This window comes from Rhodococcus spongiicola, from assembly GCF_004011835.1.
In the GTDB taxonomy this organism is placed as follows: domain Bacteria; phylum Actinomycetota; class Actinomycetes; order Mycobacteriales; family Mycobacteriaceae; genus Prescottella; species Prescottella spongiicola.
This window is the reverse complement of the sequence record NZ_RKLN01000002.1, coordinates 735,659-760,123: the sequence shown is the minus strand read 5'-3', so window position 1 is coordinate 760,123 and position 24,465 is coordinate 735,659. Positions and strand designations below refer to the sequence as shown.

The window sequence follows — 24,465 nt, the reverse complement described above, 5'->3', positions numbered from 1 at the left end:
ACGCCGCCATGGTGCCCGCCCCACCGGCGAGCAGAAGTGCCGCCGCACCCGCAGCGATCGCGCCCTTGGTCTGCTTGTTCATCTGATATCCCCAGCTTTCGTCGAATCCCAATCAGGGATTTGGCGGTCCCGGAACGGTGTTTCGTGTGCCGATCCGAATACAGGTTGTCGCCACCGCGGTGGCCAACCCGACCCCCCAGAACCGAAGAGCGGGTTGGCTCACTTCATGCGATGCGCATGATGTCTATCACGTGAGTCATACCTTTCTAAAGGGTTGTTAAACGCGAACTTGGTCACGTGTCCAACTCGTTCTACGGTCGGATCCCCCTCCCGCTGCTACGACACGGGCAGCATTGCCGTGAACGGAGGACGAACCAATGCCACTTACGGGCGAAAATTTCTATGCAGGTTGCCCTGCGGCGTCGCGAATCATTTCGCAAGTTGGTCGGATTCCGAGGTCGGCGTAGCGGGGTGTGGCTGTCCAGGGTGCTGCCGGCGACGCGCGCAGGGGTTACGGAGAAGATTCAGGAAACGGGAACCTAGGCGAGTAGCGACTGCAGCTTTCCGGCGAGAACATCCCATTGCCACTCGGCCTTGACCCACTCGCGGCCCGCCGCACCCATCGCGACGGCGCGGTCGGGATCCGAGAGCACGGTGATCACCGAGCGCGCCACATCCCCCACCGAGGTGCCGTCCACCACGAGCCCGGTCTCATGCTCGATGACCGTCTCGGGGGCTCCCCCAGATCGGCCTGCGACGACCGGAACACCTGTCGCGGACGCCTCGAGGTAGACGATGCCGAGCCCTTCGACGTCCAGTCCCGCACCTCGCGTGCGGGACGGCATCGCGAAGACGTCCGCGATCGTATGGTGCGCGGCCAGTTCGGCGGCGGGAACACCACCGGTGAAGACGACGTGCTCGGCCACCCCGCACTCGCCGGCGAGTGCGCGCAAGCGTTCAGCGAAGGGGCCGCCACCCACGATCACCAGGACTGCTCCGTCGATGCTCCGACGGATTATCGGCAACGCGCGGATCAGCTGATCCTGCCCCTTCCGGGGCACCAGGCGCGACAGGCACAGGATCGTCGGGCGATTCCCGAGCCCATAGCGGGCCCGCAGTTCCGCCCGTGCGGACAGATCTGGACGGAACACGTCCGTGTCGACGCCCGGCGGCAGGTGTTCGAGTGCCGCATCGGCACCGAATGCCGACGCGAAGCGCCCCCGGGTGTACTTGCTGACATATGTGATCGTGTCGGTGTAGTCGCCGATCCGGCGCAGCGCCTGTCGCGCACCGGGGATCATCGACCACCCGACCTCGTGACCGTGGGTCGACGCGATCACCCTTTGCGCCCCAGCCCTGCGAAGTGTCGGGGCGAGCAGGGCGAGCGGGGCCGCGGCCCCGAACCACACCGCGGTGCATTCGTACTTCTCGACCAGCTTCGCCGCGCGTCGCGCAACGAACGGAGTGGGCACCATCAGCGTCGTGGGATGCCGCACGACGTCGTAGGGCTGATCGGCATCGAACCGGACGTGGCTGTCACCGCGCCAGCGGGGGGCGTAGACCACTAGCTCCTCTGCCGGGAGCTGGGCGGCGAAGGTGTGCAGGTATGACTGGATCCCACCAGGTCGTGGGGGAAAATCGTTCGTCACCAACAGGGTTCGACGCATGCATCCACCGTATTCGCCGAGGCCCCCGAACCTCGAGCCAGGGTCACGCAACCTGCTTGCTGACCCACGTGCTCCACGAATGAACCAGTTCCTCGGCGCTGATACCGAGCACGTGGTAGATCCGGTCGTCGAACTGGGTCGCGGTCATCTCGCCCCGTGCGAGGTCACGGTACAGCTCGCCCAGTCGGGCCTCCCCGTACTCGCTCGCGACGAAAATCGCCAGAGACCAGGCAGATTCGTAGGCTCGGCGGGCGATGTCACCACCAGCATGGAAGTCCTTGTCCGTGGGAAATGACGTCGGTGGCGCTCCTGCGGCCACCGCCGCGGCAAGGGTCGGCGCGACAGCCCCGAAGGTGGACTCGATACCGCGGTAGCCGACGTAGTCGGCGTAGCCCTCGAGAATCCACATCGGTGATCCGTCTTCGGTGACCACGCGTGCAGCGACGTGGGTCAGTTCATGCCGCAGGACGGCGACTCGGGTGAGGTCGGTGAGGCGATCGGCCGCCTCCGGGCTGAACACGATCCGCTGCCCGGACACCGTCCCTGACCGATGATCGACGGCGTCCGACACCGACACCGCCGCGACGTCCGAGCCGCTGTAGGACGTTCCGACGAGCGACTCGAACTCCGCCTCGGATGCTGCGACGAACACCACGGCGCGGCGCGGCCAGTCCTCACCCCATACCTGGCTGACCTGGTCGACCGCGTCAGCGAGTTCACCGGCAAGCAGGTCCACCATCGCCGATTGCGTTGGATGACCGAGGACGATCGACGACCGCCCGTCCGCACCCGGCACCTCACGTGCGATGATCGGCCCGAAATCCCAAGGTCCTCGCCAGGTTTCGCGCTCGGAACCGGGAAGACCGGAATCGCTGACCAACTTCCACGTTTCCCCGCGCCGCGCCAGGACGAGCGCCACCGGCTTGCGCGTCGGCTCAGTGTCCGCGCCGGCGATCGCATACCGGAGGTACACCGCCGGCGCCCATACATCGGATGCCCCGAGTTCGTCGGCCACCTCGGGAGGGACGGGTTGTTCGGGTTCGAATCCGATGTCGTACCCGAAGTCGGAGAACGGAACCTGGGCGGCGTGGTTCGCGCGCCGGATCTCCGCGTCCAGAAAGCCCGGTGCGGCCGCGGGATCGAAGAGGTCCGTCAGGGCCGCGGTGTCACCGGAGCGCACCGCACGGGCCCACTGGTCGAGGAGTTTCTGAGCGGAGTCGCGCCGACCGTCCTCGTACGGGTTGCCAACCGCCGTGGCGCCGCGACCCGGCGACTCGTCGCCCCGGTGGTCGAACGCGGTCAGCGAGAGCACGAGCGCCACCGCGACAGCGAGACCCGCGAGGCCCGCCCATTCCCACCGTCGCACGCGCCGCTTCGGCGCGGGACTCGGAGAGTGATGCTCGGCCGACACGTCCGACAGTGTAGGAGCCGATCACGCCCAATCGGCCCGAGACCCAGGGATCGGGTGTATCCGACCCATTCACCGACGGCGCATCGGACGAACGCCTGGGTCTTGTGCCGGGGTCAGTAGCGACGCGCGCCGTAGAACGGCATCGCTGCCATGGGAGCCACCTTGACCGGCGTGCCGTACGTCGACGCGTGCAAGACGTAGCCGTCGCCGGCGTAGATGCCGACATGGGACGCGTCCTCGTAGAAGGCTACGACGTCGCCGGGCTGAAGGTCGCTCTTGTCCACGGGGACGCCGCTTTGCACCTGTGCCTGACTGGACCGCGGCAGGGTCTTGCCGATCTGCTGGTAGGACCACACCACCAGGCCCGAACAGTCGTAGGCGTCCGGCCCCGTCGCCCCCCAGCTGTAGGGCTTGCCTACCTGCGTCAATCCAGCCTGCAGGGCCTCGGACCCCGATCCCGGGGGGAGGTTCGCAAGGATGCGTTCGGCGTCGACCCCTGGTGGGAAGGTCGTGCCCGCCAGCTGCGCGCGCTCGGCATCGGTGAGCCGGTCGAACGCCTGCATGACCGAGTCGATCTGGGTCTGTAGTTCGCTCTGCTTGTACTGCAGTTCGTCGCTGACGCGCTTGGCTTCTTCGGTGGCCGCGCGTGCCGCATCCGCGGATTTCCGTGACGCTTCAGCGGCCGCCTCGGCGTCGGACGTGGCCTGCTTGAAGTGTGTAACCGCCTTCGACGTCTCTTTCGAGATCGCATCGAGCGCCGTCATCTGGTCGAGCAGCTGCTGTGGCGAATCACTGACCATGAGGGCGAACAGCCGGTTGGTGCGAGCACCCTGATAGTTCGCCGCTACGAGCTTGTTCACGACGGGGCGAAACTGGTCCATACCCGCCTGCGCCGCCGCGAGCACCTCTTTGTCACCGGCCAGTCGAGCCTCGGCGTCGCGTTGCGCCGCCTGCTTGCCGTCGAGTTCTATCTGCGCGTCGTGCAGGGCCTCGGTGGTCTGCTCGGACTCACGCGACAGTTCGGCGAGCTGCTCCAAAGCGGCGGTCGGATTGTTCAGGACAGGATCCGCGCCAGCAGAGGAGGCGGGCAGTCCGACGATGGTCAGGGAGAGCACTCCGGCCGCCAGGGCGGTACACATCGAGCGCTTCGTATTGAGCGACGGCTTGCGGTCGAACACAGCTGCGTGACTCTCCGTTTCTGCATTCGTCTCCATCGCGCCGGCGATGGATTCCGGAAGGTCTCGAATAGGTTACGGAATCCCGTTTGTCCGTGTCTACCCTGAGAATTTGGTGGCCACTTCGCCTAGGTCGAATCCACCTGATGCGAAAAGGACCCTATGCATTACACGTAGCGACGTGCACCGTCGAACGGCATCGCCGACACCGGCGACAACTTGACCGGCTGTCCCGACGTGGAAGCGTGGATGACGTTTCCGTTCCCGGCGTAGATGCCGGAGTGGCTCCCGCCGTAGAACGAGACCACGTCACCGGCCTGAAGGTCGGCCTGCGAGACCGGAACGCCCACGGCGGCCTGGTCGTAGCTGGTACGCGGGAGATCCAGCCCGGCCTGCTTGTAGGCCCACTGCACCAGGCCCGAGCAGTCGAAGGCGTTCGGGCCGGCTGCCCCGTAAACGTACGGGGAACCGAGCTTGGTTTCGGCTGCCTTGACAGCCTTCACCGCGGTGCTCGTGACTGGCGCCTCCGGAGCCGGGGCCGGAGGCACTGGGGCAGCTTGGGCTGGTGCGGGAATTCCGGTGTCCATGCCCTGGCCGAGCGCGGGGGCGAGGGTCGCGATCGCGTCGTCGACCTGCTCCTGAGTGACACCCGGGATTTCCACCGGGCCGACGCCGGGGACGCTGATCGTATCGGCTAGTGCGGGTGCCGCGGAAGCCGAGACAGCTCCGACGGCAAGTGCGCCGGCGACAGCTGCGCGCTGGGCTGAACGTTTGAAAGCTTTTGACGCCACGGTAAAGAACTCCGTTTCTTCCGTTCGTACGCCGGCCGGGTTAGCTGACGGGTTCGGGCTGGGAAGATCAGCCCTACCGACCGGTACCGCGGGCGCGGCTCCGGCCGGATTCACCCCAATCTGGAACGGTGGGTTCCCGGCTCGCCCCTCCGAGGAGGGTCCGATTAGGCGGACCCAGCGACGCCGCTCCAAGGTCGAGCGACAAGACTTCGCTAGGTCTCGAAAAGATTACGAAAGCATCTCCGTCATGTCGACCTAATCCGGTGCGTTTCGTGTGATCGCCCGTGTTTTGGATCACTCGTGCGGGGACCCGACTCGAGATCACGACGGGATAACAACCGGTCCGCTACCACGCGGATGCCGTGCCGCACGCTTGGTGTACGTGCCCGACTCGGGGCCGCGGACGAAAACGTCGACACAGGTCACGAACGGATACCGACAGGCGCCCCCGCGATGCCAGCTCTGGACCCCACAACTCAGAGTGTGTGCGGCACGCCGAAATCGATCTCCCGCACCAAGAGCCTCAATCGAACAAGTGTGATGCTCGTCTCTTTTCCCTGAAAACTGCCCCGCGGACCCTGTCGGTGGGCCTGTCTACTGTCCACGGCGTGAGAGCACAGCGCACCATCGACGGCGCCCGCGACGGTCAGCTGACCCTCGACGAACTGGATGCGCCACTGAGCGAAGTCACCTTCGTGGTCGTCGACCTCGAAACCACGGGGGGCAGCGCCGTGACCGACGCGATCACCGAGATCGGTGCCGTCAAGGTCCGTGGCGGGGAGATCCTCGGCGAACTGGGCACCCTGGTCGACCCAGGGCGGGGAATTCCGCCGCACATCGTCGAGATCACAGGGATCACGACGGCAATGGTGCGCGGCGCGCCCCGGATCGACGCCGTGCTACCGACCTTTCTCGAGTTCGCGCGCGGCAGCGTGCTCGTCGCACACAACGCCGGTTTCGACGTCGGATTCCTGAAGGCGGCCGCGACCCACGCCGGCATCCCGTGGCCCCGCTTCCAGGTGCTGTGCACGGTCAAACTTGCACGCAGGATACTCAGCCGCGACGAAGCCCCGTCCGTCAAGCTGTCGGTGTTGGCGCCACTACTCGGCGCCGGCACCACCCCGACCCACCGCGCACTCGACGACGCCCGAGCCACCGTCGACGTCCTCCATGCCCTCATCGGGCGGGTCGGTAACCAGGGCGTGCAGAGCTTGCCCGAACTCCTCGACTACCTGCCGCGGGTGTCGAGAGAGCAGCGCGCGAAACGCACCCTCGCGAGCCATCTACCCCGAACGCCCGGCGTCTATCTCTTCCGCGGCCCGTCGGACGAGGTTCTCTACGTCGGCACCGCCGTCGACCTTCGCCGCCGGGTCCGCACCTACTTCACCGGTTCGGAGACGCGCGCACGGATGAAGGAGATGGTTGCTCTCGCAAGCCGCATCGACCACGTCGAGTGCTCGCACGCGCTCGAGGCAGGGGTCCGGGAGCTCCGGCTGCTCAGCGCTCACGCACCGCCCTACAACCGACGATCCAAGTTCCCTCTGCGTGGATGGTGGATCAGTCTCACTACTGAGGCGTTCCCCCGCCTGTCCGTCGTCCGTGCTCCGACGGCCGATTCACTCGGTCCCTTCCGCTCCCGGGCCGACGCCGTCGAGGCCGCCCTGGCGATCGCCGAGTACTGCGGGCTGCGCACCTGCACCTCGAGAATCGGGAAGGGGCAACGTCACGGACCCAAGTGCCCACCGCGGGAGATCGGTGGCTGTCCCGCCATCGCGGACGACGAGAACGCCTACCAGGCCGCGCCGGAGCTCGCACGAGCGCTCCTGCGCGGCACGGACGACACGCCACTGCGCCGCGTACGCGCCCGGATCGACAAACTCGCGGAGCAGGAACTGTTCGAGGGTGCAGCTCGCCTACGAGACCGGCTCACCGTCCTCGGTCTGGCGCTCCGGCGCATGCAACGGCTCGCGTCGCTCGCTGCAGTCGACGAGCTCGTCGCCGCCCGCAGAGACGGTGCCGGTGGCTGGGAACTCGTCGTCATCCGCGCCGGACGCCTGGCTTCCGCAGGTGCCGCACCGCGCGGAGTCGCACCTATGCCGGTGGTCCAGGCACTGATCTCGTCCGCCGAGACGGCCCTCCCAGACGCGACCCCCCTCAGAGGCGCCTCACCCGAGGAACTCGGGCTCATCGCCTCGTGGCTCGACAACGACGGCGTGCGGATCGTCCAGACCAGCCACGGTTACCGCGAACCCGCCCACGGGGCGGGGGCGTGGGAGAACTGGTGCACACTCGCCCGTGCCGCCCAGCCGGTCGACCGACCGCCTAGTGTGTTCGACGAACGTCAGAACGTTGAAGGAGCGACATGATCAACGCCATCGTCCTGATCCACGCCGAGGCCGACCGGATCCCGGAGACCGCACAGGCGGTGGCAGACCTCGGCGGGGTATCCGAAGTTTATTCGTGCGCCGGCGACATCGACCTGATCGCGATCGTCAGGGTGCGTGACCACGCACAGATCGCGGAGGTCGTCACCGAACGGATCAACCGGGTGCAGGGTGTAGTCAAGACGGCGACTCACATCGCGTTCCAGTCCTACTCGAGCGCAGACGTCGAAGCGGCCTTCTCGATCGGCGAGTAGGCACCGCTCATACCCGCCGAGCTCAGCGAGCGGCGGCCGCCAGTTCCCCCTGGACTGTCCGCTCCGTCAGTCCGCCAGCTCCGTGGTCAGGGCCGCCCACCGCTCGAGTAGCGCGCTTGCCGCCCCCGAGTCGATCGCGCGGGCGGCCTTCTCCATTCCGGCACCCAATGACTCCACGAGATCGCCCTCGAGGCCGTCGAAGGCTGCGATCGCACCGGCCGCATTCAACAACACCGCGTCCCGCGCCGCCCCCTCGTCGCCGGCGAAGATCCCGCGTGCGACGACAGCATTGTCAGCCGCGTCCCCACCGCGTAGGGCCTCGAGCGGCGCCCGAGCAATGCCGAGGTCGGCCGGATCCAGCTTCTGCGGGCGTACCGTGCCACCGGAAACGACGTGCACCACCGAGGTGGTCGACGTCGTCAGCTCGTCGAGACCATCATCGCCGCGGACCACCAGCGCGGAGTTGCCACGGTCGGCCATGACACCCGCGATCACCTCGATGAGGTCATCGAAGGCACACCCGATCAGGCCCGCCCGCGGCCGCGCAGGGTTGGTGAGCGGCCCGAGAACGTTGAACACCGTCGGGATACCGATCTCCTTACGCGGCGCTCCCGCGAACCGAAGCGCTGGATGAAAGACCGGGGCGAAGCAGAAGCCGATGCCGACTTCCTCGACGCAACGCGCAACCTCCTCGGCGCCGAGGTTGATGTGCACACCGAGCGCCTCGAGGACATCGGCGCCGCCGCTCTTCGACGACGCCGCCCGGTTGCCGTGCTTGACCACACGGAGCCCGGACGCAGCCACGACGATGGATGCCATCGTCGAAATGTTGACGGTGTGCGAGCGGTCGCCGCCCGTGCCCACGATGTCGACCACGTCCGACGAGACCGGCACCGTTCGGGCGTGATCGAGCATCGAGTCGGCAAGGCCCCTCAACTCGGCCGACGTCGGGCCCTTCATTTTCAGGGCGACGCCGAAGGCCGCGATCTGTGCCGAGGTCGCGTTGTCGGACATGATCTCGTCCATGGCCCATGCTGTGTCGGCGGAGGTGAGGTCGCGGCCGTCGGTGAGGGCGCCGAGGACCGCAGGCCAGCTCCGGTCGGTCGCGCCCCCTGTTCGCTCCATGCCTTGCGCTGCCGACCGCCGCACCATTACGACCCCTTCTGCCATTCGCCCACCGACCGCTCGGTGGAGCCTAGTTTGCACCGCAGCCTAGTGCGCGCTGCCCAGCCGGAGTCAGGGTGCCGCGTTCGGCTGCAGTCCCTCCCAGCCAAGCGCCGTGCCGCCGTGCCGCTGCGCCAGGCCCACCATCCGGGAGCGCTCCTGCGAACAGTGCAAGGCATCGAGCACCTGGACCCGCTCCAGCCGGAGGACGACCGCACCGTCTGCCAGAGGCTCCGGATCATCGGTCGGCGCGTACCCGTCCTGGGACGCAATATCTACTACACCCCGGACCGCCTCGGCCGGCAGACGCAGGTGGTGACGGAGCACGGCCTCAGCGTCCGCGACCCACGCCGGGTCGTCCTCGGTACCACGCTCGAGCGCCGTCGAACACGCCTCCGCATCGTCGAAGCCGGAGACCACCACGACCAGGTCGTGGCGGGTGCGGTCCAGTCGCACCGGGGCGCGCCGAGACAGAATTCCGCCTATCCAACGAGCCATGCGGCGCCCGAGTTCCATTTGTCTACCTTGTCACGTCGACCGAGAACCGCACCCGCCCGGGCCAATGACTTCTGACGTGCGTCGACGCCGTGAGTTAGGACCCGGATTACCGCCTTTTACGACAAGGCGTCATACTTCAGTGCGTGACGAGCGCAGTAGGGACTTCAGGATCGGCAATCACCCAGCGCGTGCACTCGCTGAACCGGCCAAACATGGTCAGCGTCGGCACCATTGTGTGGTTGTCAAGCGAGCTCATGTTCTTCGCAGGGCTCTTCGCCATGTATTTCGTTGCACGGGCGCAGGCGAATGGGAACTGGCCGCCGGAGCCGACCCATCTCAACCTCGCGTTGGCCGTGCCGGTGACGCTGGTGCTGATCGCGTCGTCCTTCACCTGTCAGATGGGCGTCTTCGCGGCGGAGCGAGGTGACGTCTTCGGCCTGCGGCGGTGGTACCTCCTAACCCTCGTGATGGGCACCTTCTTCGTGCTCGGCCAGGGCTACGAGTACATCGCCCTGGTGCAGGACGGCACCACGATCTCGAGCAGCGTCTACGGCTCGGTCTTCTACATGACGACCGGCTTCCACGGCCTGCACGTCATCGGCGGTCTGATTGCGTTCGTCTTCTTGATCATCCGCACCAAGGTCAGCAAGTTCACGCCTGCACAGGCCACTGCGGCGATCGTTGTTTCCTACTACTGGCACTTCGTCGACATCGTGTGGATCGGCCTGTTCGCCACGATTTATTTCATCCGTTAGCCAGCTGAACGACCAGGCAGCCCCTGACGCTTCAGTCGTCCCGACATACCAAAGGGATACAGATGAGTTCATCCCCCCCTCCCGCAATCGAGGGTGACATGCCCAGCCGTGCCACAGCCGCCAAGGCGCGCCGCCAGCGCAAGCTGCGCCGTCGCGTCACCGGCGCGCTGATCCTCATGATGGGTCTGGTGAGCGCCGGATTCCTCGCGTCGGCGCTCACGCCTACGCCGCAGGTCGCCACGGCGGACGAAGACTCCGCGGCACTGATCCGTGAAGGCAAGCAGCTCTACGACACCTCCTGCATCACCTGCCACGGCGCAAACCTGCAGGGTGTCCAGGATCGCGGCCCCAGCCTGATCGGTGTGGGCGAGGCGGCCGTGTACTTCCAGGTGTCGTCCGGCCGCATGCCGGCCGTCCGCAACGAGGCCCAGGCTTCCCGCAAGCCCGCCAAGTTCGACGCCCGGCAGACCGACGCCATCGGCGCCTACGTTCAGTCTCAGGGTGGCGGCCCGACCGTCATCCGCGACGAGAACGGTGAGATCGCGCAGTCGTCGCTCCGCGGCAACGACATCGCGCGCGGCAGCGAGCTGTTCCGCATGAACTGCGCCTCGTGCCACAACTTCACCGGGCGCGGCGGCGCGCTGTCCTCCGGTAAGTACGCCCCCGTTCTGGATCCGGCCAACGAACAGCAGATCTACACCGCCATGGTCACCGGCCCCCAGAACATGCCCAAATTCTCCGATCGTCAGCTGACGCTCGAGGAGAAGGAGGACATCATCGCCTACGTCAAGCACTCGAGCGAGGTCGCGGACCCGGGTGGCTATGGCCTGGGCGGTCTCGGACCGTCGTCCGAGGGAGTCGTGGCTTGGGTCGTCGGCATCGTCGCTGTCGTCGGTGCAGCATTGTGGATCGGAGCAAGGTCATGAGCGACGCCGGCAGCGGCGATGCGCCGAAGAAGTACACCGACGACGAACTCGCTCAGATGAGCCGGGACGAGCTCGTCGAACTCGGCACAAACCTCGATGGGGTCGATGTCGCGTTCCAGCGCGACCGCTGGCCGGTCGAGGGCACCAAGGCCGAGAAGCGCGCCGAGCGCTCGGTGGCCTTCTGGTTCATCCTCGCTGGGCTCTCGGCGCTCGCCTTCATCGGAATCTTCCTGTTCTGGCCGTGGGAGTGGGCGGGACCGGGTGAGGACACGTACTGGGCGTACAACCTGTACACCCCGCTCATCGGCCTGACGATGGGTGTGGCGATCCTCAGTGTCGGCGTCGGCGCGGTGAAGTTCACCAAGAAGTTCATTCCCGAAGAGGTCTCGATCCAGGATCGCCACGACGGCGGTTCCGCCGAGGTCGACAAGCAGACCCTCGGGGCCCAGCTGGGCGACACCCTCGACAAGTCCACGATCGGTCGCCGCAAGATGATCAAGCGCAGCCTGATCTTCGGCGGTGGAGCCGTCGGCATCATGTCGGTGTTGCCCCTCGGCGGCATGATCAAGAACCCGTGGGCGCAGGGCGACAACTCCCCGCTGTGGGTGTCCGGCTGGACACCCCACTACCCGGGCGAGACGATCTACCTGCGTCGCGACACCGGCCGCCCGCACGACATCGTGCTCGTACGTCCCGAGGACCTCGACGCAGGCGCCATGGAGACGGTGTTCCCGTTCCGTGAATCCGAGCGCGGCAACGACGAGGAATTGTTCAAGGCACTGCGCGGTATCCGCAACTCCGTGATGCTGATCCGACTGCGCACCGAGGACACCGACAGGGCTGTCAGGCGCAAGGGCCAGGAGAGCTTCAACTACGGCGACTACTTCGCCTACTCGAAGATCTGCACGCACCTCGGCTGCCCCACCTCGCTGTACGAGCAGCAGACCAACAGAATCCTGTGCCCGTGCCATCAGTCGCAGTTCGACGCGCTGCAGTACGGCAAGCCGATCTTCGGACCAGCAGCTCGTCCCCTTCCGCAGCTGCCTATTACTGTGAATGAAGAGGGCTACCTCGTCGCCAACGGTGACTTCATCGAAGCCCTCGGCCCGGCATTTTGGGAGCGTCGACCGTGAGTACTACTACCCAGGCCCGGATGGCGGAGCGAGCTGAAGCCGTCGACTCGCGCTATCACCTCTCAGCCGGCCTCAAGCGCCAGATCAACAAGGTCTTTCCGAGCCACTGGTCCTTCATGCTCGGCGAGATCGCGCTCTACACCTTCATCATTCTGCTGATCTCGGGTGTCTACCTGACGCTGTTCTTCGACCCCTCATTGGCAGAGGTCACCTACAACGGTGCATACGAGCCGCTCCGCGGCATCGAGATGTCCCGCGCCTACGAGACGACGCTGAACATTTCCTTCGAGGTTCGCGGCGGCCTGTTCGTGCGACAGGTCCATCACTGGGCCGCGCTGCTGTTCGCCGCGTCGATCATCGTGCACCTGCTGCGCATCTTCTTCACCGGCGCGTTCCGTCGTCCGCGTGAGGCGAACTGGGTCATCGGCGCGCTGCTGCTGATCCTGGCGATGTTCGAGGGCTTCTTCGGCTACTCGCTGCCGGACGACCTGCTCTCCGGTACGGGCCTCCGAGCCGCGCTGTCCGGGATCACGCTCAGTATTCCGATCGCCGGCACCTGGATGCACTGGCTGATCTTCGGTGGAGACTTCCCCGGCACGCTGATCATTCCGCGCCTGTACGTCGCACACGTGCTGCTCTTCCCGGGCATTATGCTCGCCCTCATCGCCGCGCACCTCGCGCTGGTGTGGTACCAGAAGCACACGCAGTTCCCCGGACCGGGCCGCACGGAACAGAACGTCGTCGGGGTTCGGATCCTCCCCGTGTTCGCCCTCAAGGGTGGTGCGTTCTTCGCCTTCACCTTCGGCATCGTCGCCGTCATGGGCGGCCTGCTGCAGATCAACCCGATCTGGAACCTCGGCCCGTACAACCCGGCGCAGGTGTCGGCCGGTGTGCAGCCCGACTTCTACCTGATGTGGACCGACGGCATGGCTCGCCTGTGGCCGGCGTGGGAGTTCTACCTGTTCGACCGCTACACCATCCCCGCGGTGTTCGCCGTCGCGGTGATCATGGGCCTCGTGTTCACGCTGCTGATCGCGTACCCGTGGATCGAGAAGAAGTTCACGAAGGACGATGCGCACCACAACCTGCTGCAGCGTCCGCGTGACGTCCCGGTCCGCACCGGCATCGGCGCGATGGTCATCGCGTTCTACGTGGTACTGACCCTCTCCTGCATCAACGACATCATCGCCTACCATCTGGACATCTCGCTGAACGCGATGACCTGGATCGGTCGCATCGGCATGGTGCTCCTGCCTCCGATCGCCTACTACGTCACCTACCGGTTCTGCCTGGGTCTGCAGCGCAGCGACCGTGAGGTGCTCGAGCACGGCATCGAGACGGGCATCATCAAGCGACTGCCGCACGGTGAGTACGTCGAGATCCACCAGCCGCTCGGACCGGTCGACGATCACGGCCACCCGATCCCGCTGGAGTACCAGGGTGCACCGATCCCGAAGAAGATGAACCGGCTCGGCTCGGCCGGCAAGCCCGGCTCGGGCAGCTGGGTCACCCCCGACCCGGCCGAACAGAGCCAGGCGCTCGAGGCCGCCGAGCACGCCGCAGAGCACGAGCAGATGCGTGTTCTCACTGAGTACCAGGACCGCGCCCGCGGAAACGGCTCCGGCGACGGCGAGGCGCACTAGTTCGCCAGAGTTCGAACGGGAGAGGCCCCGAACCGATTGTGGTTCGGGGCCTCTCCCGTTCTCGGTGTACCTGGAGAACCAGGTGTGTCTGAAGAACACGGTGCCTGATGAACACGGTGCCTGATGAACATCCGGGCTTCAGCACTTCAACAACCGAGTTGATCGGCAAGGTCGAGGAAGTCCGCGGCGTTGACGTCGAAGTCCGATTCGTAGGTCGTGTCGACCACACCGTGCGGGCCGAACTCCAGCGGGCGGGCCACGAAAGCCGTCCGGAAACCCAGACGCGCCGCCGCCCGCAGATCGTACTTGTGGGAGGCCACCATCATGATTCGCGCCGGTGGGAATCCGAGATAGCGGGCCGCCATGCGATAGATTCTCGGGTCAGGCTTGAAGACACCGGCCATCTCGGCGGTGAAGACCGCATCCCACGGCAGCCCGCCCCGCTTGGACATCTCCACCACTGCGCCGACGTCGGCATTGGACAGCGTCGCGACCGTGAATCGCGTCCGCAGCCGGGTCAGCCCGGGGACCGTGTCCGGCCAGGGCGGGAGCCTGCGCCAAGCATCGGTTGCCTCCTCCCGTTCGCTATCGGTCCAGCCGATCACGCCCTCAGCCGCGAGCAAAGGATCGAGCGCCGATCGGTACACCGAGTGGACAGTCCCCCAGTCCTGCCCCGGAGTCGGCCGACTCTCTTCCAGCGCTACGAAGTACGCGGCCCGCCATCGGTCGACGACCCCCTCCCAGGACACTCCCGGATGGCGCCCCTCGTCGATCGTGCGCAGTGCGTCGGACACCGACGCGTGAAACTCCGTTGCTGTGCCCTGCACGTCGAACAGCAATGCCTCCGGCCGATCCGCGATCACCTTTGACTCTCCTCTGCGACTGACTCTCCTCTGCGACGATCCGACCAAAACCGCCCAAACCGGCACCGGAAACCCCTACTCTCGCGGTCGACGACGCGATCCCAGGGGGCTCTGATGGCGACGAGTTACGTCGATGAACGCTACGCGCCGGTCCGCGCCGAGGTCACCGAGCTAAATCTGCCGACGCGCGGCACGATTCCCGAATGGCTGCACGGCCGCTATCTCCGCAACGGCCCCAACCCGGTCGCTGACGTGCGCCCGGACGAGTACAACTGGTTCACCGGCGACGGCATGGTGCACGGCGTCCGCCTCAGCGGCGGACGCGCCTTGTGGTACCGCAACCCCTGGGTCGACTCGGAGGTGACGTCGGCTGCCCTGCACCGCTCCGCGCCCCCGGAACGGGGACGGTCACCGCTCCACGGCCCCTCTGCGAACACGAACGTCATCGGCTTCGCCGGCAGGACGCTCGCGTTGGTCGAAGCTGGGGTGGCGTGCGCCGAACTCTCGTACGAACTCGACACGGTCGACGTCGGCGACTTCGACGGCACTGTTCGTGGTGGCTACACCGCACATCCCATCGAGGACCCGGACACCGGTGAGCTCCATGCCATCTCGTACCACTTCGGCAGGGGTGACACCGTCCTCTACACGGTCGTTGGCCCGGACGGCCGTCTGCGCCGGCGGGTACCGATTCGGGTCGGTGGCAGTCCGATGATGCACGCGTTCTCCCTCACCCGTGACTACGTGGTGGTCTACGACCTGCCAGTGACGTTCGACGTCCGCAGCGCCGTCACCGCCAACGTGGCGCGGCCGCTGCGTCCCCTCGCCGCGCTGGCACTCAGCGCCACGATCGGGCGGGTGAGGATGCCCCGACCGCTCCTGAACCGCCTCCCCCGGACCCGGGCCGGCAGCTTTCCGTACCGGTGGGACGAGAACTATCCCGCCCGGGTCGGGCTGATCCCACGTCACGGGGACCCGACCCCGCTGTGGCTGGATGTCGAACCGTGCTACGTGTTTCACCCCGTCAACGCGACCAGCGCCGACGGCAGAGTGACCGTGGACCTCGTCGTGCACGAGCGGGTGTTCGACGAGGACGTGACAGGTCCTTCCGAGGGTCGGCCTCGCTTGGAGCGATGGGAGCTCGAACCCCAGGTCAGCAACCGCGTCAGACGAACCCGACTGGGAGACGAGCACGTCGAGTTTCCCCGCTTCGACGAGCGCCACACCACCGCACTCCACCACGACTGCTGGCTGGTCGCGGGCTCCGACGACCTCTCCGGCGAACATCAGCTGATCCGCTCCGACCGGACCCGGGGAACCGTCGCGATGCGCGATTTCGGGCCACAATCGGCGGTGGGCGAGTTCGTCTTCCACCCGGAGTCACCGGACAGCCCGGAGGGCCACGGCGTAGTGATGGGCCTGGTGTCGGATCTTGCGGCGAACTCGACGGAGCTACGCATCTTGGACGCCCAGACCCTGGAGGATCAGGCGTCCATCGCGTTGCCGCAGCGCGTTCCGGCAGGCTTCCACGGCAACTGGTTACCGGACCACACGGGGTAGCCGAGACCGCCGGGCAGCCGAGACCGCGCCGGGCAGCGGAGGCAGATCGACGCGAGTCCCGGTGATGTCCAGAAAGGCCGATGGCGCCGAACCCGGTGAGGGTCCGGCGCCATCGGCCTCGAACTGGGTGAGTGCTAGTGCTTCTCGGGTCCGATGTGGTACTCGAAAACCAGGCCGGCCGCAGCGGCGAGCACCAGGACCACCGCAGCGACGATCATCCATGCCTGGAAGAAGGCCAGCGAGAGCGCAGCGATAGCGGCGGCACCGGCCAGCAGGATGGGCCAGAAGCTACCCGGGCTGAAGAAGCCCAGATCGCCCGAGCCATCGGAAACCTCTGCCTCCTCGTAGTCCTCCGGACGAACGTCGAGGCGACGCGCTACGAACCGGAAGTATGTTCCGACGATCAGGCTCAGACCAGCCGACAGGACGATCGCGGTGAGGCCGGCCCATTCGATTCCGGTGCGCGAGTAAGCGGTGAAGACACCGTAAACGATCGCGACGAGAATGAAGAACACCGTCAGGATCTCGAAGAGCTTGGCTTCGATCTTCATATCAGTTCTTGTCCTTGGTCAGGGCGCTCGGGCGGTCAGTTGCCGGTGGCCGATGCCTCGCGCGCAGTGCGGTCGGTGTTGAACGGCGAGGTCGAGGTGGCGGTGGGAGATTCACCGATCGACGCCAGCGCCTCAGCGGTGCTCAGACCCTGCCCGCCTTCCTCGACGGACTTGCGAGCCTCGATGTACTGCATGAACTTGTCCGGCGTCACGGCACGGACCTCGAAGTTCATCATCGAGTGGAAGGTGCCGCACATCTCCGCGCAGCGGCCCACGAACGCACCCTCCCTCTCGATCTCGCTGATCTGGAAGACGTTGTCCGAGTGGTTCTCCTTGGGGTTCGGGAGCACGTCACGCTTGAACAGGAACTCCGGGACCCAGAACGAGTGGATGACATCGGCGGAAGCAAGCTCGAACTGGATGCTCCGGTTGGTCGGCAGGACGAGGATCGGAATCTCGTTGCTCGAACCGACGGTCTCGATCTTGTCGTAGCGCAGGTAGGACAGATCCTGCGGGATCTTGCCGTGGATCGGGCCGACGATCTCCCGCCCCTCCTCGTCCACGCCCTCGGGCGTCGATGCAGCGAGCGCGGCGGCGGTGGCGGCCTCGTCGATGCCCTCGTACCTCGTGGTGCCGTCACCCATGTCGATGGTGCGGTAGCCGAACTTCCAGTTCCACTGGTAGGCAGTGACGTCGACAACGACGTTCGGGTTGTCCTCCTTCTCCGAAACGTAGTTCTGGACAACCACGGTGAAGTAGAAGAGAACGGCGATGATCACGAATGGAACGGCCGTATAGAACAGTTCCAGCGGCACGTTGTATGCCGTCTGACGCGGGAACTCCGGCGAGTCCTTCTTCTTGCGGTGGAAAACGACCACCCAGAAGGTGAGGCCCCACACGATGACACCCATGACGAGGGCCGCGATGACCGACCACGTCCACAGTTCGCGCATACGCTCGGCCTGTGGAGTAACCCCTGATGGCCACCCGAAGCGAAGCACCGAATTGTCGATTGAGCAACCCGACAGCAGCACGGCAGCTGTACCCAGAGATGCTGCCAGCCCGGCTCGCCGAAGGATCCGACCTTGCGCCACGTTCACGCCTTCCTGATCGCCGCAATTCCACTAGGGCACACCCGACGGGAAGGCCCAATTACTACGCAGCGTAGACCAACAGTGCCCAACCTCCACTCTCGGGTCGGAGACGGCGCTGCAGTCGGGACCAAAGCCCATCGACCGTACGGGCACGACCTGGGATTCAGCTGAGGCGCCAACACCTCCGACCCGTCCCTAACGAAAACTGCGGCATACTTCCCTCGGGCATTTCGGCGCTCTCCGGAGCCGCCGGACCGGGATCGACAAACCACCCGACTTACGACCGACAAACGACTCTGAATCGAGGGACTCGACGCTGTGTGCGGACTGCTCGGACTACTCACCACGGACGGTACCGGCGACGAAGCAGTCACGCGCGTCGACTCGGCCATGCACTGCCTGCGCCATCGTGGCCCTGACGAGCACGGGACCTGGCACGACGACGATCTGATCCTCGGTTTCAACAGGTTGTCGATCATCGACCTCGAGCACTCGCACCAGCCGTTGCGCTGGGGCCCGCCGGAGAACCCCGGGCGCTACGCGCTGACCTTCAACGGCGAGATCTACAACTACCTGGAGGTTCGCGCCGAGCTGGCGAAGGATCACGGCGCCGAGTTCCATACCGAGGGCGACAGCGAAGCGATCGTCGCTGCGTACCACTACTGGGGCGCCGACGCGGTCCGCCGGCTGCGCGGCATGTTCGCGTTCGCGGTGTGGGACACCGAGACCAGTGAGCTGTTCCTGGCACGCGACCCGTTCGGCATCAAGCCGCTGTTCATGGCGACGGGAACGAACGGCACCGCATTCGGCAGCGAGAAGAAGAGCCTGCTCGAACTAGCCGATGTCATCGGTCTTGACACCGAACTCGATCCGCGGGCGATCGAGCACTACACGGTCCTGCAGTACGTGCCGGAGCCCGAGACGCTGCACGCGCGGATCCGACGCCTCGAATCGGGGTGCTATGCACGTCTGGAGCCGGGGAAGGCGCCCGAGGTCACCCGATACTTCACACCGACCTTCCCGGCCGCGCCCTTCGCTCCCGGTTCCGAACAGTCCCGCTACCGCGAGATCACGGAAGCGCTCGAGGACTCGGTCGCCAAGCACATGCGGGCAGACGTCACCGTGGGCTCGTTCCTGTCGGGCGGCATCGACTCGACGGCAATAGCGGCGCTCGCCATGCGGCACAACCCGAACCTGATCACGTTCACGACCGGCTTCGAACGCAAGGGCTACTCCGAGGTCGACGTCGCGGCCGAGTCCGCGGCAGCGATCGGGGCCCGGCATGTCGTCAAGGTCGTCAGCCCGGCCGAGTTCGCGGCCGCCATTCCCGAGATCGTCTGGTATCTCGACGACCCTGTTGCCGACCCGGCACTGGTCCCGCTGTGGTTCGTCGCGAAAGAGGCCCGTAAGCACGTCAAAGTGGTGCTCTCCGGTGAGGGCGCCGACGAACTGTTCGGCGGCTACACGATCTATCGCGAGCCGCTCTCGCTCCGCCCGTTCGACTACCTGCCGGCGATGTTGCGTCGCGCGGCCGGCAAGCTGTCCGACCGGATCCCCGAGGGAACGCGCGGCAAGAGCCTGCTCCATCGCGGCTCGATGACCCTCGAGGAGCGGTACTACGGCAATGCACGCAGCTTCAGCGACGCCCAGTTGCGGGCAGTCTTACGGGACTTCCGGCCCGAGTGGACACACCAGGACGTGACGGCTCCGATCTACGCGCGGTCCCGCGACTGGGATCCCGTGGCACGCATGCAGCACCTGGACCTTTTCACGTGGCTGCGCGGTGACATCCTCGTCAAGGCCGACAAGATGACGATGGCGAACTCGCTCGAACTGCGCGTCCCGTTTCTCGACCCGGAAGTGTTCGCGGTCGCATCCCGGGTGCCACTGGACCAGAAGATCACGACCGGCCGAACGAGGGGGGCAGCGTCCGCGCCGTCGACCACCAAGTACGCACTACGGCGAGCGCTCGAAGACATCGTGCCACCGCATGTGCTGCACCGCGCGAAGCTGGGCTTTCCGGTGCCGCTGCGGCACTGGCTCAGCGGAACCGAGTTGTTCGACTGGGCACACCAGCAGATCGCGGAGTCCGGCACCGACCACATCTTCGACAAGGCAGCAGTCGCCCGGATGCTCACCGAGCACCGCGCCGGTTCGTCGGATCACAGCCGCCGACTGTGGACGATCCTGACATTCATGGTCTGGCACGGCATCTTCGTCGAACAGCGCATCGTTCCGCAGATCGAGGAGCCGCTCTACCCCGTCAGTCTCTGACGGGCGACCGTCCCGCCTACGATTTCGCCCCATACCTCCCCGACGAGGAATGGGGGCTCGACCAAGGATCTGGGCTCGACCCAGAGATCCAGAGGATCCGTCCGCCGTCTACGACAGCAGCAGCGCTGCTATCTCGTCGGCTGAATCCCTGCCGTAGGCCTCGGTCAGTCGCTTGACCGCGTCGTCCCGATCGAAGGTCCACTCCTGGGTACCGACCGTCTCCAGGACGTAGACGGCAACGAGCGATCCGAGCTGAGCGGAGCGTTCCGCGCTCAGTCCAGCGGAATGCGCGAGCAGGAACCCGGCGCGGAAGGCGTCGCCGACGCCTGTGGGATCGACCTTGCCGCGCTCGGGCACCACGCCGACACGGACCCAGTTGCCGTCGGCGTCGACGATCTCGACCCCCTTCGAACCGAGGGTGGTGACCCGCATCCCGACCTGCGCCCGGATCTCTTCCTCCGAGAGCCTGGTCTTCTGCTGAAGCAGACCCCACTCGTACTCGTTGGTGAACAGGTACGTCGCACCCTCGATCAGCCGCTTGGCATCGTCGCCGGACAGTCGCGCGAGCTGCTGGGACGGGTCGGCCGCGAACGGGATGCCGAGCAGACGGCACTCGTCGGTGTGGCGGAGCATGGCCTCGGGATCGTTGGCACCGATCAGCACCAGGTCCAGGCCACCGACGGTCTTCGCAACTGCCGCGAGTTCGATGTCGCGAGCTTCGCTCATGGCGCCCGGATAGAACGAGGCGATCTGCGCCATGTCCTCATCGGTGGTGCACACGAACCGGGCGGTGTGCGCGTCATCGGAAATGAGCACCGCGCTGCAGTCCACGCCGTTCGATTCCAGCCATGTCCGGTAGTCGGCGAAGTCGGCACCGACCGCGCCGACCAACAGCGGCGAACCGCCCAGCACGCCCATCGCGTAGGAGATGTTGCCGCCGACGCCACCGCGGCGGATCACAAGGTCGTCGACGAGAAAGCTCAGCGAGATGTGCGCGAGCTGGTCGGCGAGCAACTGCTCGGCAAAGCGGCCCGGAAACCGCATCAGATGGTCGGTGGCGATGGAACCGGTTACCGCTATGGTCACGCGAGTGTGCCTTTCAGCTCTGGTCTCTGGTGGCAGTACTGGTCTCGGATGGCGCCGGAAGCTGCGTCCCGGCGGAATACAGCCCGACGCGGAGCCCGCCGGTGTAGCGGACTCCGCGTCAGGAGCATCGATGGGGCCGTATGGGACTCAGTTGAAGGAATCGCCGCAGGCGCAGGATCCGGTCGCATTCGGGTTGTCGATCGTGAAGCCCTGCTTCTCGATGGAGTCGACGAAGTCGATGGAGGCGCCGTCGACATACGGAGCACTCATCCGATCGACGGTGAGGCTGACACCCCCGAACTCGACGACGAGGTCACCGTCGAGCGTGCGATCGTCGAAGAACAGCTGATAGCGCAGACCCGCGCAACCACCGGGCTGCACGGCAATACGCAGCGCGAGATCGTCGCGCCCCTCCTGATCGAGCAGCGCCTTCGCCTTGGCAGACGCGGCCTCGGTCATCGTGACGCCGTGCGTGGCGGTCTCGTTCTGCACAGTCATCGGCTCTCCCTGTCGCTCGTATCAAACCCGTGACCGCTTCAACGGTACTCCGTGCCCCCTTATTCCTCTTGTCCCGGCTCCTCTTGTACCCGCCCGACCTCGGCCGACCCCGCCACCCTCTCCCAATCCTCCGCGACCCTCGAGGTCAGCGCTTCGAGGCGGTCGGCCGCCTCGGTCATCGCCCTCTCGACGGATCCAGCGAAATCCGTGACCGAGAACGCCGCCGCGAGACCGACCGCCCGGACCGCCGCGTCGTCGACGGCGATCTGACCGGCTATCACGACGGCCGGCACTCCGGCCGACGCCGCCGTCCGGGCGAGTGAGGTGACGAGCTTGCCGCGCAAGGACTGATGGTCGAACTTCCCCTCGCCGGTGAGCACGACGTCCGCGGCCGCCACCTGGTGGGCCTGGTCGGTGCACCGGGCGACGACCGCTGCTCCCGACTCCCTGACAGCGCCGAGTGCGAACAGTGCGGCACCGATCCCGCCGGCCGCGCCCGCACCGGGCAGATCGTCGACGTCACGGCCGCACGCTTCGCGGAGTTCGTCCGCCCATTCGGCGTTGCGTTGTTCGAGGATCCCGATCGTGGCATCGTCGGCGCCCTTCTGCGGTCCGAAGACCCGCGCGGCGCCGTGCTCGCCGAGCAGTGGGTGCTCGACGTCGGTGGCTGCGACGACGTCGATCCCGTCGAGCCGCTGCCGGGCGTGATCGAGACCGCCGAGCGCCGTCACCATGCCGCGTCCGCCGTCGGTGCAGCAGCTGCCGCCGAGTCCGACGACGATCCGCCGAGCCCCCGCATCGATTGCGGCGGCCACCAGTTGCCCCACGCCTCTGCTATGGGCGTGCAGTGCGGTCTCCGGGGTCGGCGGCCCGTCGAGCAGCGCAAGCCCGACGGCCTGTGCCGACTCGATGTACGCGACGCCGTCGGTGAGAACCCATCGGGCGTCGGTGGAACGATCCAGCGGTCCATCGACGTGCGCCGTGCGGACTCCGGTCGTCCGGGCACCAGCCGAATCGAGGCCAACCGAATCGAGACCAACCGAATCGAGACCACTGACGGTGCCGGCGATCACATCGACGAAGCCCGGACCCCCGTCGGACTGCGGCGCGAGGACGACGTCATCACCCGGGCGCGACGCCGACCAGCCGGCGGCCATCGCGGCGGCGGCCTGTACCGCAGTGAGGGTCTCGCCAAACGAGTCGGGGGCGATCAGCACGCGCATCAGCGCAGTGTATGGCGACCGCCCGACCTCGGCGTTTCATCGGTCGTCCTGAGGCGTCGGCCACAGTCACTTTCGCCAGGAGGACGGTCATCCAATAACCTGGTGACGTGAAGCTGCTACGCCGAGGCGACTCCGACAATTCCGATAAGCGTGACGCGGAGGTCGTCGAGTCGACCGCTGTGACGTCCGAGACGTCCGAGACGTCGGAGCCGTCCGAGACATCCGGGGCGGACGAGACCGCTGGAGCGTCGACGCCGGGCAAGGGCCGTCCCACCCCCAAGCGCCGCGAGGCCACGGCCAAGCGCCGCGGCCCGGTTGCGCCGGCACCGCTCACGGCCAAGGAGGCCCGCGCCCGCCGCAAGGCCACTCGCGGCAACAAGGAGGAGCGCAAAGCCGCCGCCGCCCGGCGTCGCGCGGAGTCGGCCGACCGTCGCGCCCGGATGCTCGCCGGCGAGGACAAGTACCTGCTCCCTCGGGACAAGGGCCCGGTCCGCGCGTTCGCACGCGATCTCGTCGACAGCCGCCGCAACCTGGTCGGGCTGTTCATGCCGCTCGCCCTGATCCTGATCATGGCACTGTTCCTGAATCCCGTGATCCAGAACTACGTCACCCTCGGCATGCTCGTCATGATGCTGTTCATGGCGGGCGAGGGCTACTTCCTCGGCCGAATGATCAACAACCGAGTCCGCGAACGCTTCCCGGACAGCACCGACGGTGGTTTCCGCCTCGGCTGGTACGCGTTCGTCCGGGCGTCGCAGATCCGAAAGATGCGCGCACCCAAGCCGCGCGTCGGCCCCGGCGACGCCGTCTGAAGCATCTGCGCTTCGGACCGGTCCTCGCACCCCGGATTCTCGCAGGACGGGTTCGCGCACTGCCGGGACCGGCCCGACACGGTTGGTAGCGTCTACCCTCGTGCCCTCCCCCGATTCGCTTTCCTCGCGCCGCACACTCGTGCTCGGCGGCGCCCGATCCGGGAAGTCGGCTCGGGCCGAGGGAATGCTCGCCGATCTCGACGAAGACGCCGCGGTCCGGTACGTGGCGACGGCTCGCCACGATCCGGGTGACGACGACTGGTCCGCTCGGATCGATCTGCACCGCCGCAGGCGACCGGCGTCGTGGGCGACGGTCGAGCTCGGCGCCGACGGGAGCCTCGTCGACATGCTCGCCGCACCCGGTCCCCACCCGCCGACGCTCGTCGACGACCTCGGCACGTGGCTGACCTGCGAACTCGACGACGCCTCGGCCTGGGAGGCCCCGCGCGGCGCGATCGCTGCACGCATCGATGCACTCGTCGCCGCGGTGTCCGGCTTCGACGGTCGGTTGCTGCTGGTCAGCCCCGAGGTCGGCATGGGCGTGATCCCCCAAACCCGATCGGGTCGACTGTTCCGCGACGAGATCGGCGCGCTCAATTCCCGCCTTGCCTCCGTGTGCGACGACGTGCTCCTCGTCGTCGCCGGTATCGCCTTGACGCTCAAGTGATCGAAGCCGACAGTTATCGAAGCCGACAGTTATCGA

General features: G+C 66.6%; 22 protein-coding genes and 1 riboswitch. Of the genes, 10 read left to right on the top strand and 12 right to left on the bottom strand.

The annotated features are described in order from the left end of the window. Positions 1-539: 539 nt before the first annotated feature. The 4 genes from EF834_RS08220 to EF834_RS08205 all read right to left on the bottom strand — a co-directional run bounded on the left by EF834_RS08220 (position 540) and on the right by EF834_RS08205 (position 5,044). On the bottom strand, positions 540-1,667 hold the full coding sequence (locus EF834_RS08220; RefSeq protein ID WP_127946682.1) for a glycosyltransferase family 4 protein: 1,128 nt from the start codon (positions 1,665-1,667) through the stop codon (positions 540-542). 43 nt (positions 1,668-1,710) lie between these two features. Beyond that, a complete protein-coding gene (locus tag EF834_RS08215) occupies positions 1,711-3,078 on the bottom strand; it encodes a hypothetical protein (RefSeq protein WP_235871041.1) in 1,368 nt (455 codons plus the stop codon). 113 nt (positions 3,079-3,191) lie between these two features. Next, on the bottom strand, positions 3,192-4,217 hold the full coding sequence (locus EF834_RS08210) for an NlpC/P60 family protein (protein ID WP_164874095.1): 1,026 nt from the start codon (positions 4,215-4,217) through the stop codon (positions 3,192-3,194). Between the two features lie 203 nt (positions 4,218-4,420). Then, on the bottom strand, positions 4,421-5,044 hold the full coding sequence (locus EF834_RS08205) for a C40 family peptidase (protein ID WP_127946679.1): 624 nt from the start codon (positions 5,042-5,044) through the stop codon (positions 4,421-4,423). A gap of 13 nt (positions 5,045-5,057) precedes the next feature. Further along, a riboswitch (cyclic di-AMP (ydaO/yuaA leader) is annotated at positions 5,058-5,225 on the bottom strand. A gap of 427 nt (positions 5,226-5,652) precedes the next feature. Here EF834_RS08205 and EF834_RS08200 point away from each other — a divergent pair. Both EF834_RS08200 and EF834_RS08195 read left to right on the top strand, forming a co-directional pair. Next, the gene (locus EF834_RS08200) at positions 5,653-7,410 is read left to right on the top strand and encodes a DEDD exonuclease domain-containing protein (RefSeq protein ID WP_127946678.1); all 1,758 of its coding nucleotides are present in this window, start codon (positions 5,653-5,655) and stop codon (positions 7,408-7,410) included. Further along, positions 7,407-7,682 carry an Lrp/AsnC family transcriptional regulator gene (locus EF834_RS08195; RefSeq protein ID WP_127946677.1) on the top strand — a complete coding sequence of 92 codons (276 nt, stop codon included), beginning with the start codon at positions 7,407-7,409 and terminating at the stop codon, positions 7,680-7,682. The genes EF834_RS08200 and EF834_RS08195 overlap by 4 nt, the downstream gene beginning before the upstream one ends. A gap of 66 nt (positions 7,683-7,748) precedes the next feature. Here EF834_RS08195 and trpD read toward each other — a convergent pair whose 3' ends face one another. Further along, positions 7,749-8,834: an anthranilate phosphoribosyltransferase gene (gene trpD / locus EF834_RS08190; protein WP_127946676.1), complete on the bottom strand. Its 1,086-nt coding sequence runs from the start codon at positions 8,832-8,834 to the stop codon at positions 7,749-7,751. A gap of 84 nt (positions 8,835-8,918) precedes the next feature. Further along, complete coding sequence (locus EF834_RS08185; protein ID WP_206615206.1) at positions 8,919-9,362, bottom strand: hypothetical protein; 444 nt, start codon at positions 9,360-9,362, stop codon at positions 8,919-8,921. Between the two features lie 125 nt (positions 9,363-9,487). On the opposite strand from EF834_RS08185, the gene ctaE reads away from it, so the two are divergent. The 4 genes from ctaE (at position 9,488) to qcrB (ending at position 13,801) form a co-directional block, all read left to right on the top strand. Next, entirely contained in the window at positions 9,488-10,099 is a 612-nt protein-coding gene (gene ctaE, locus EF834_RS08180) for an aa3-type cytochrome oxidase subunit III (RefSeq protein WP_127946675.1), read from the top strand. A 62-nt stretch (positions 10,100-10,161) separates the two neighbouring features. Continuing rightward, positions 10,162-11,025 (top strand): cytochrome bc1 complex diheme cytochrome c subunit, encoded by an 864-nt coding sequence (qcrC, locus tag EF834_RS08175; RefSeq protein WP_206615205.1) that lies wholly within the window; start codon positions 10,162-10,164, stop codon positions 11,023-11,025. Further along, positions 11,022-12,158, top strand: coding sequence for a cytochrome bc1 complex Rieske iron-sulfur subunit (gene qcrA / locus EF834_RS08170; protein ID WP_127946674.1), 1,137 nt, complete (start codon positions 11,022-11,024; stop codon positions 12,156-12,158). Before qcrC ends, qcrA begins: the two co-directional genes overlap by 4 nt. Before the next feature lie 20 nt (positions 12,159-12,178). Continuing rightward, the gene (gene qcrB / locus EF834_RS08165) at positions 12,179-13,801 is read left to right on the top strand and encodes a cytochrome bc1 complex cytochrome b subunit (RefSeq protein ID WP_127946754.1); all 1,623 of its coding nucleotides are present in this window, start codon (positions 12,179-12,181) and stop codon (positions 13,799-13,801) included. A 146-nt stretch (positions 13,802-13,947) separates the two neighbouring features. On the opposite strand, the gene EF834_RS08160 is transcribed toward qcrB, so the two are convergent. Further along, positions 13,948-14,661, bottom strand: coding sequence for a haloacid dehalogenase type II (locus EF834_RS08160; protein WP_127946752.1), 714 nt, complete (start codon positions 14,659-14,661; stop codon positions 13,948-13,950). A 117-nt stretch (positions 14,662-14,778) separates the two neighbouring features. On the opposite strand from EF834_RS08160, the gene EF834_RS08155 reads away from it, so the two are divergent. Beyond that, positions 14,779-16,224 (top strand): carotenoid oxygenase family protein, encoded by a 1,446-nt coding sequence (locus tag EF834_RS08155; protein ID WP_127946673.1) that lies wholly within the window; start codon positions 14,779-14,781, stop codon positions 16,222-16,224. A gap of 134 nt (positions 16,225-16,358) precedes the next feature. Here the strand turns inward: EF834_RS08155 and EF834_RS08150 are convergent, their stop codons facing one another. Both EF834_RS08150 and ctaC read right to left on the bottom strand, forming a co-directional pair. Further along, positions 16,359-16,775 carry a cytochrome c oxidase subunit 4 gene (locus EF834_RS08150; protein WP_127946672.1) on the bottom strand — a complete coding sequence of 139 codons (417 nt, stop codon included), beginning with the start codon at positions 16,773-16,775 and terminating at the stop codon, positions 16,359-16,361. Positions 16,776-16,810: 35 nt separating this feature from the next. Beyond that, a complete protein-coding gene (ctaC, locus tag EF834_RS08145) occupies positions 16,811-17,875 on the bottom strand; it encodes an aa3-type cytochrome oxidase subunit II (RefSeq protein WP_127946671.1) in 1,065 nt (354 codons plus the stop codon). Between the two features lie 312 nt (positions 17,876-18,187). Here ctaC and asnB point away from each other — a divergent pair, with 312 nt between their 5' ends. Continuing rightward, positions 18,188-20,143, top strand: a complete 1,956-nt coding sequence (asnB, locus tag EF834_RS08140) for an asparagine synthase (glutamine-hydrolyzing) (protein WP_127946670.1) — start codon at positions 18,188-18,190, stop codon at positions 20,141-20,143. A 108-nt stretch (positions 20,144-20,251) separates the two neighbouring features. On the opposite strand, the gene EF834_RS08135 is transcribed toward asnB, so the two are convergent. The 3 genes from EF834_RS08135 to EF834_RS08125 all read right to left on the bottom strand — a co-directional run bounded on the left by EF834_RS08135 (position 20,252) and on the right by EF834_RS08125 (position 22,950). After that, the gene (locus tag EF834_RS08135; RefSeq protein ID WP_127946669.1) at positions 20,252-21,229 is read right to left on the bottom strand and encodes a carbohydrate kinase family protein; all 978 of its coding nucleotides are present in this window, start codon (positions 21,227-21,229) and stop codon (positions 20,252-20,254) included. A gap of 147 nt (positions 21,230-21,376) precedes the next feature. Continuing rightward, a complete protein-coding gene (locus EF834_RS08130) occupies positions 21,377-21,727 on the bottom strand; it encodes a HesB/IscA family protein (RefSeq protein WP_127946668.1) in 351 nt (116 codons plus the stop codon). A gap of 59 nt (positions 21,728-21,786) precedes the next feature. Beyond that, positions 21,787-22,950, bottom strand: coding sequence for a glycerate kinase family protein (locus tag EF834_RS08125; RefSeq protein ID WP_127946667.1), 1,164 nt, complete (start codon positions 22,948-22,950; stop codon positions 21,787-21,789). A 107-nt stretch (positions 22,951-23,057) separates the two neighbouring features. On the opposite strand from EF834_RS08125, the gene EF834_RS08120 reads away from it, so the two are divergent. Both EF834_RS08120 and EF834_RS18485 read left to right on the top strand, forming a co-directional pair. Further along, positions 23,058-23,762 (top strand): DUF3043 domain-containing protein, encoded by a 705-nt coding sequence (locus EF834_RS08120; protein WP_127946666.1) that lies wholly within the window; start codon positions 23,058-23,060, stop codon positions 23,760-23,762. 100 nt (positions 23,763-23,862) lie between these two features. Beyond that, a complete protein-coding gene (locus EF834_RS18485; RefSeq protein ID WP_268960957.1) occupies positions 23,863-24,429 on the top strand; it encodes a bifunctional adenosylcobinamide kinase/adenosylcobinamide-phosphate guanylyltransferase in 567 nt (188 codons plus the stop codon). Positions 24,430-24,465 lie beyond the last annotated feature (36 nt).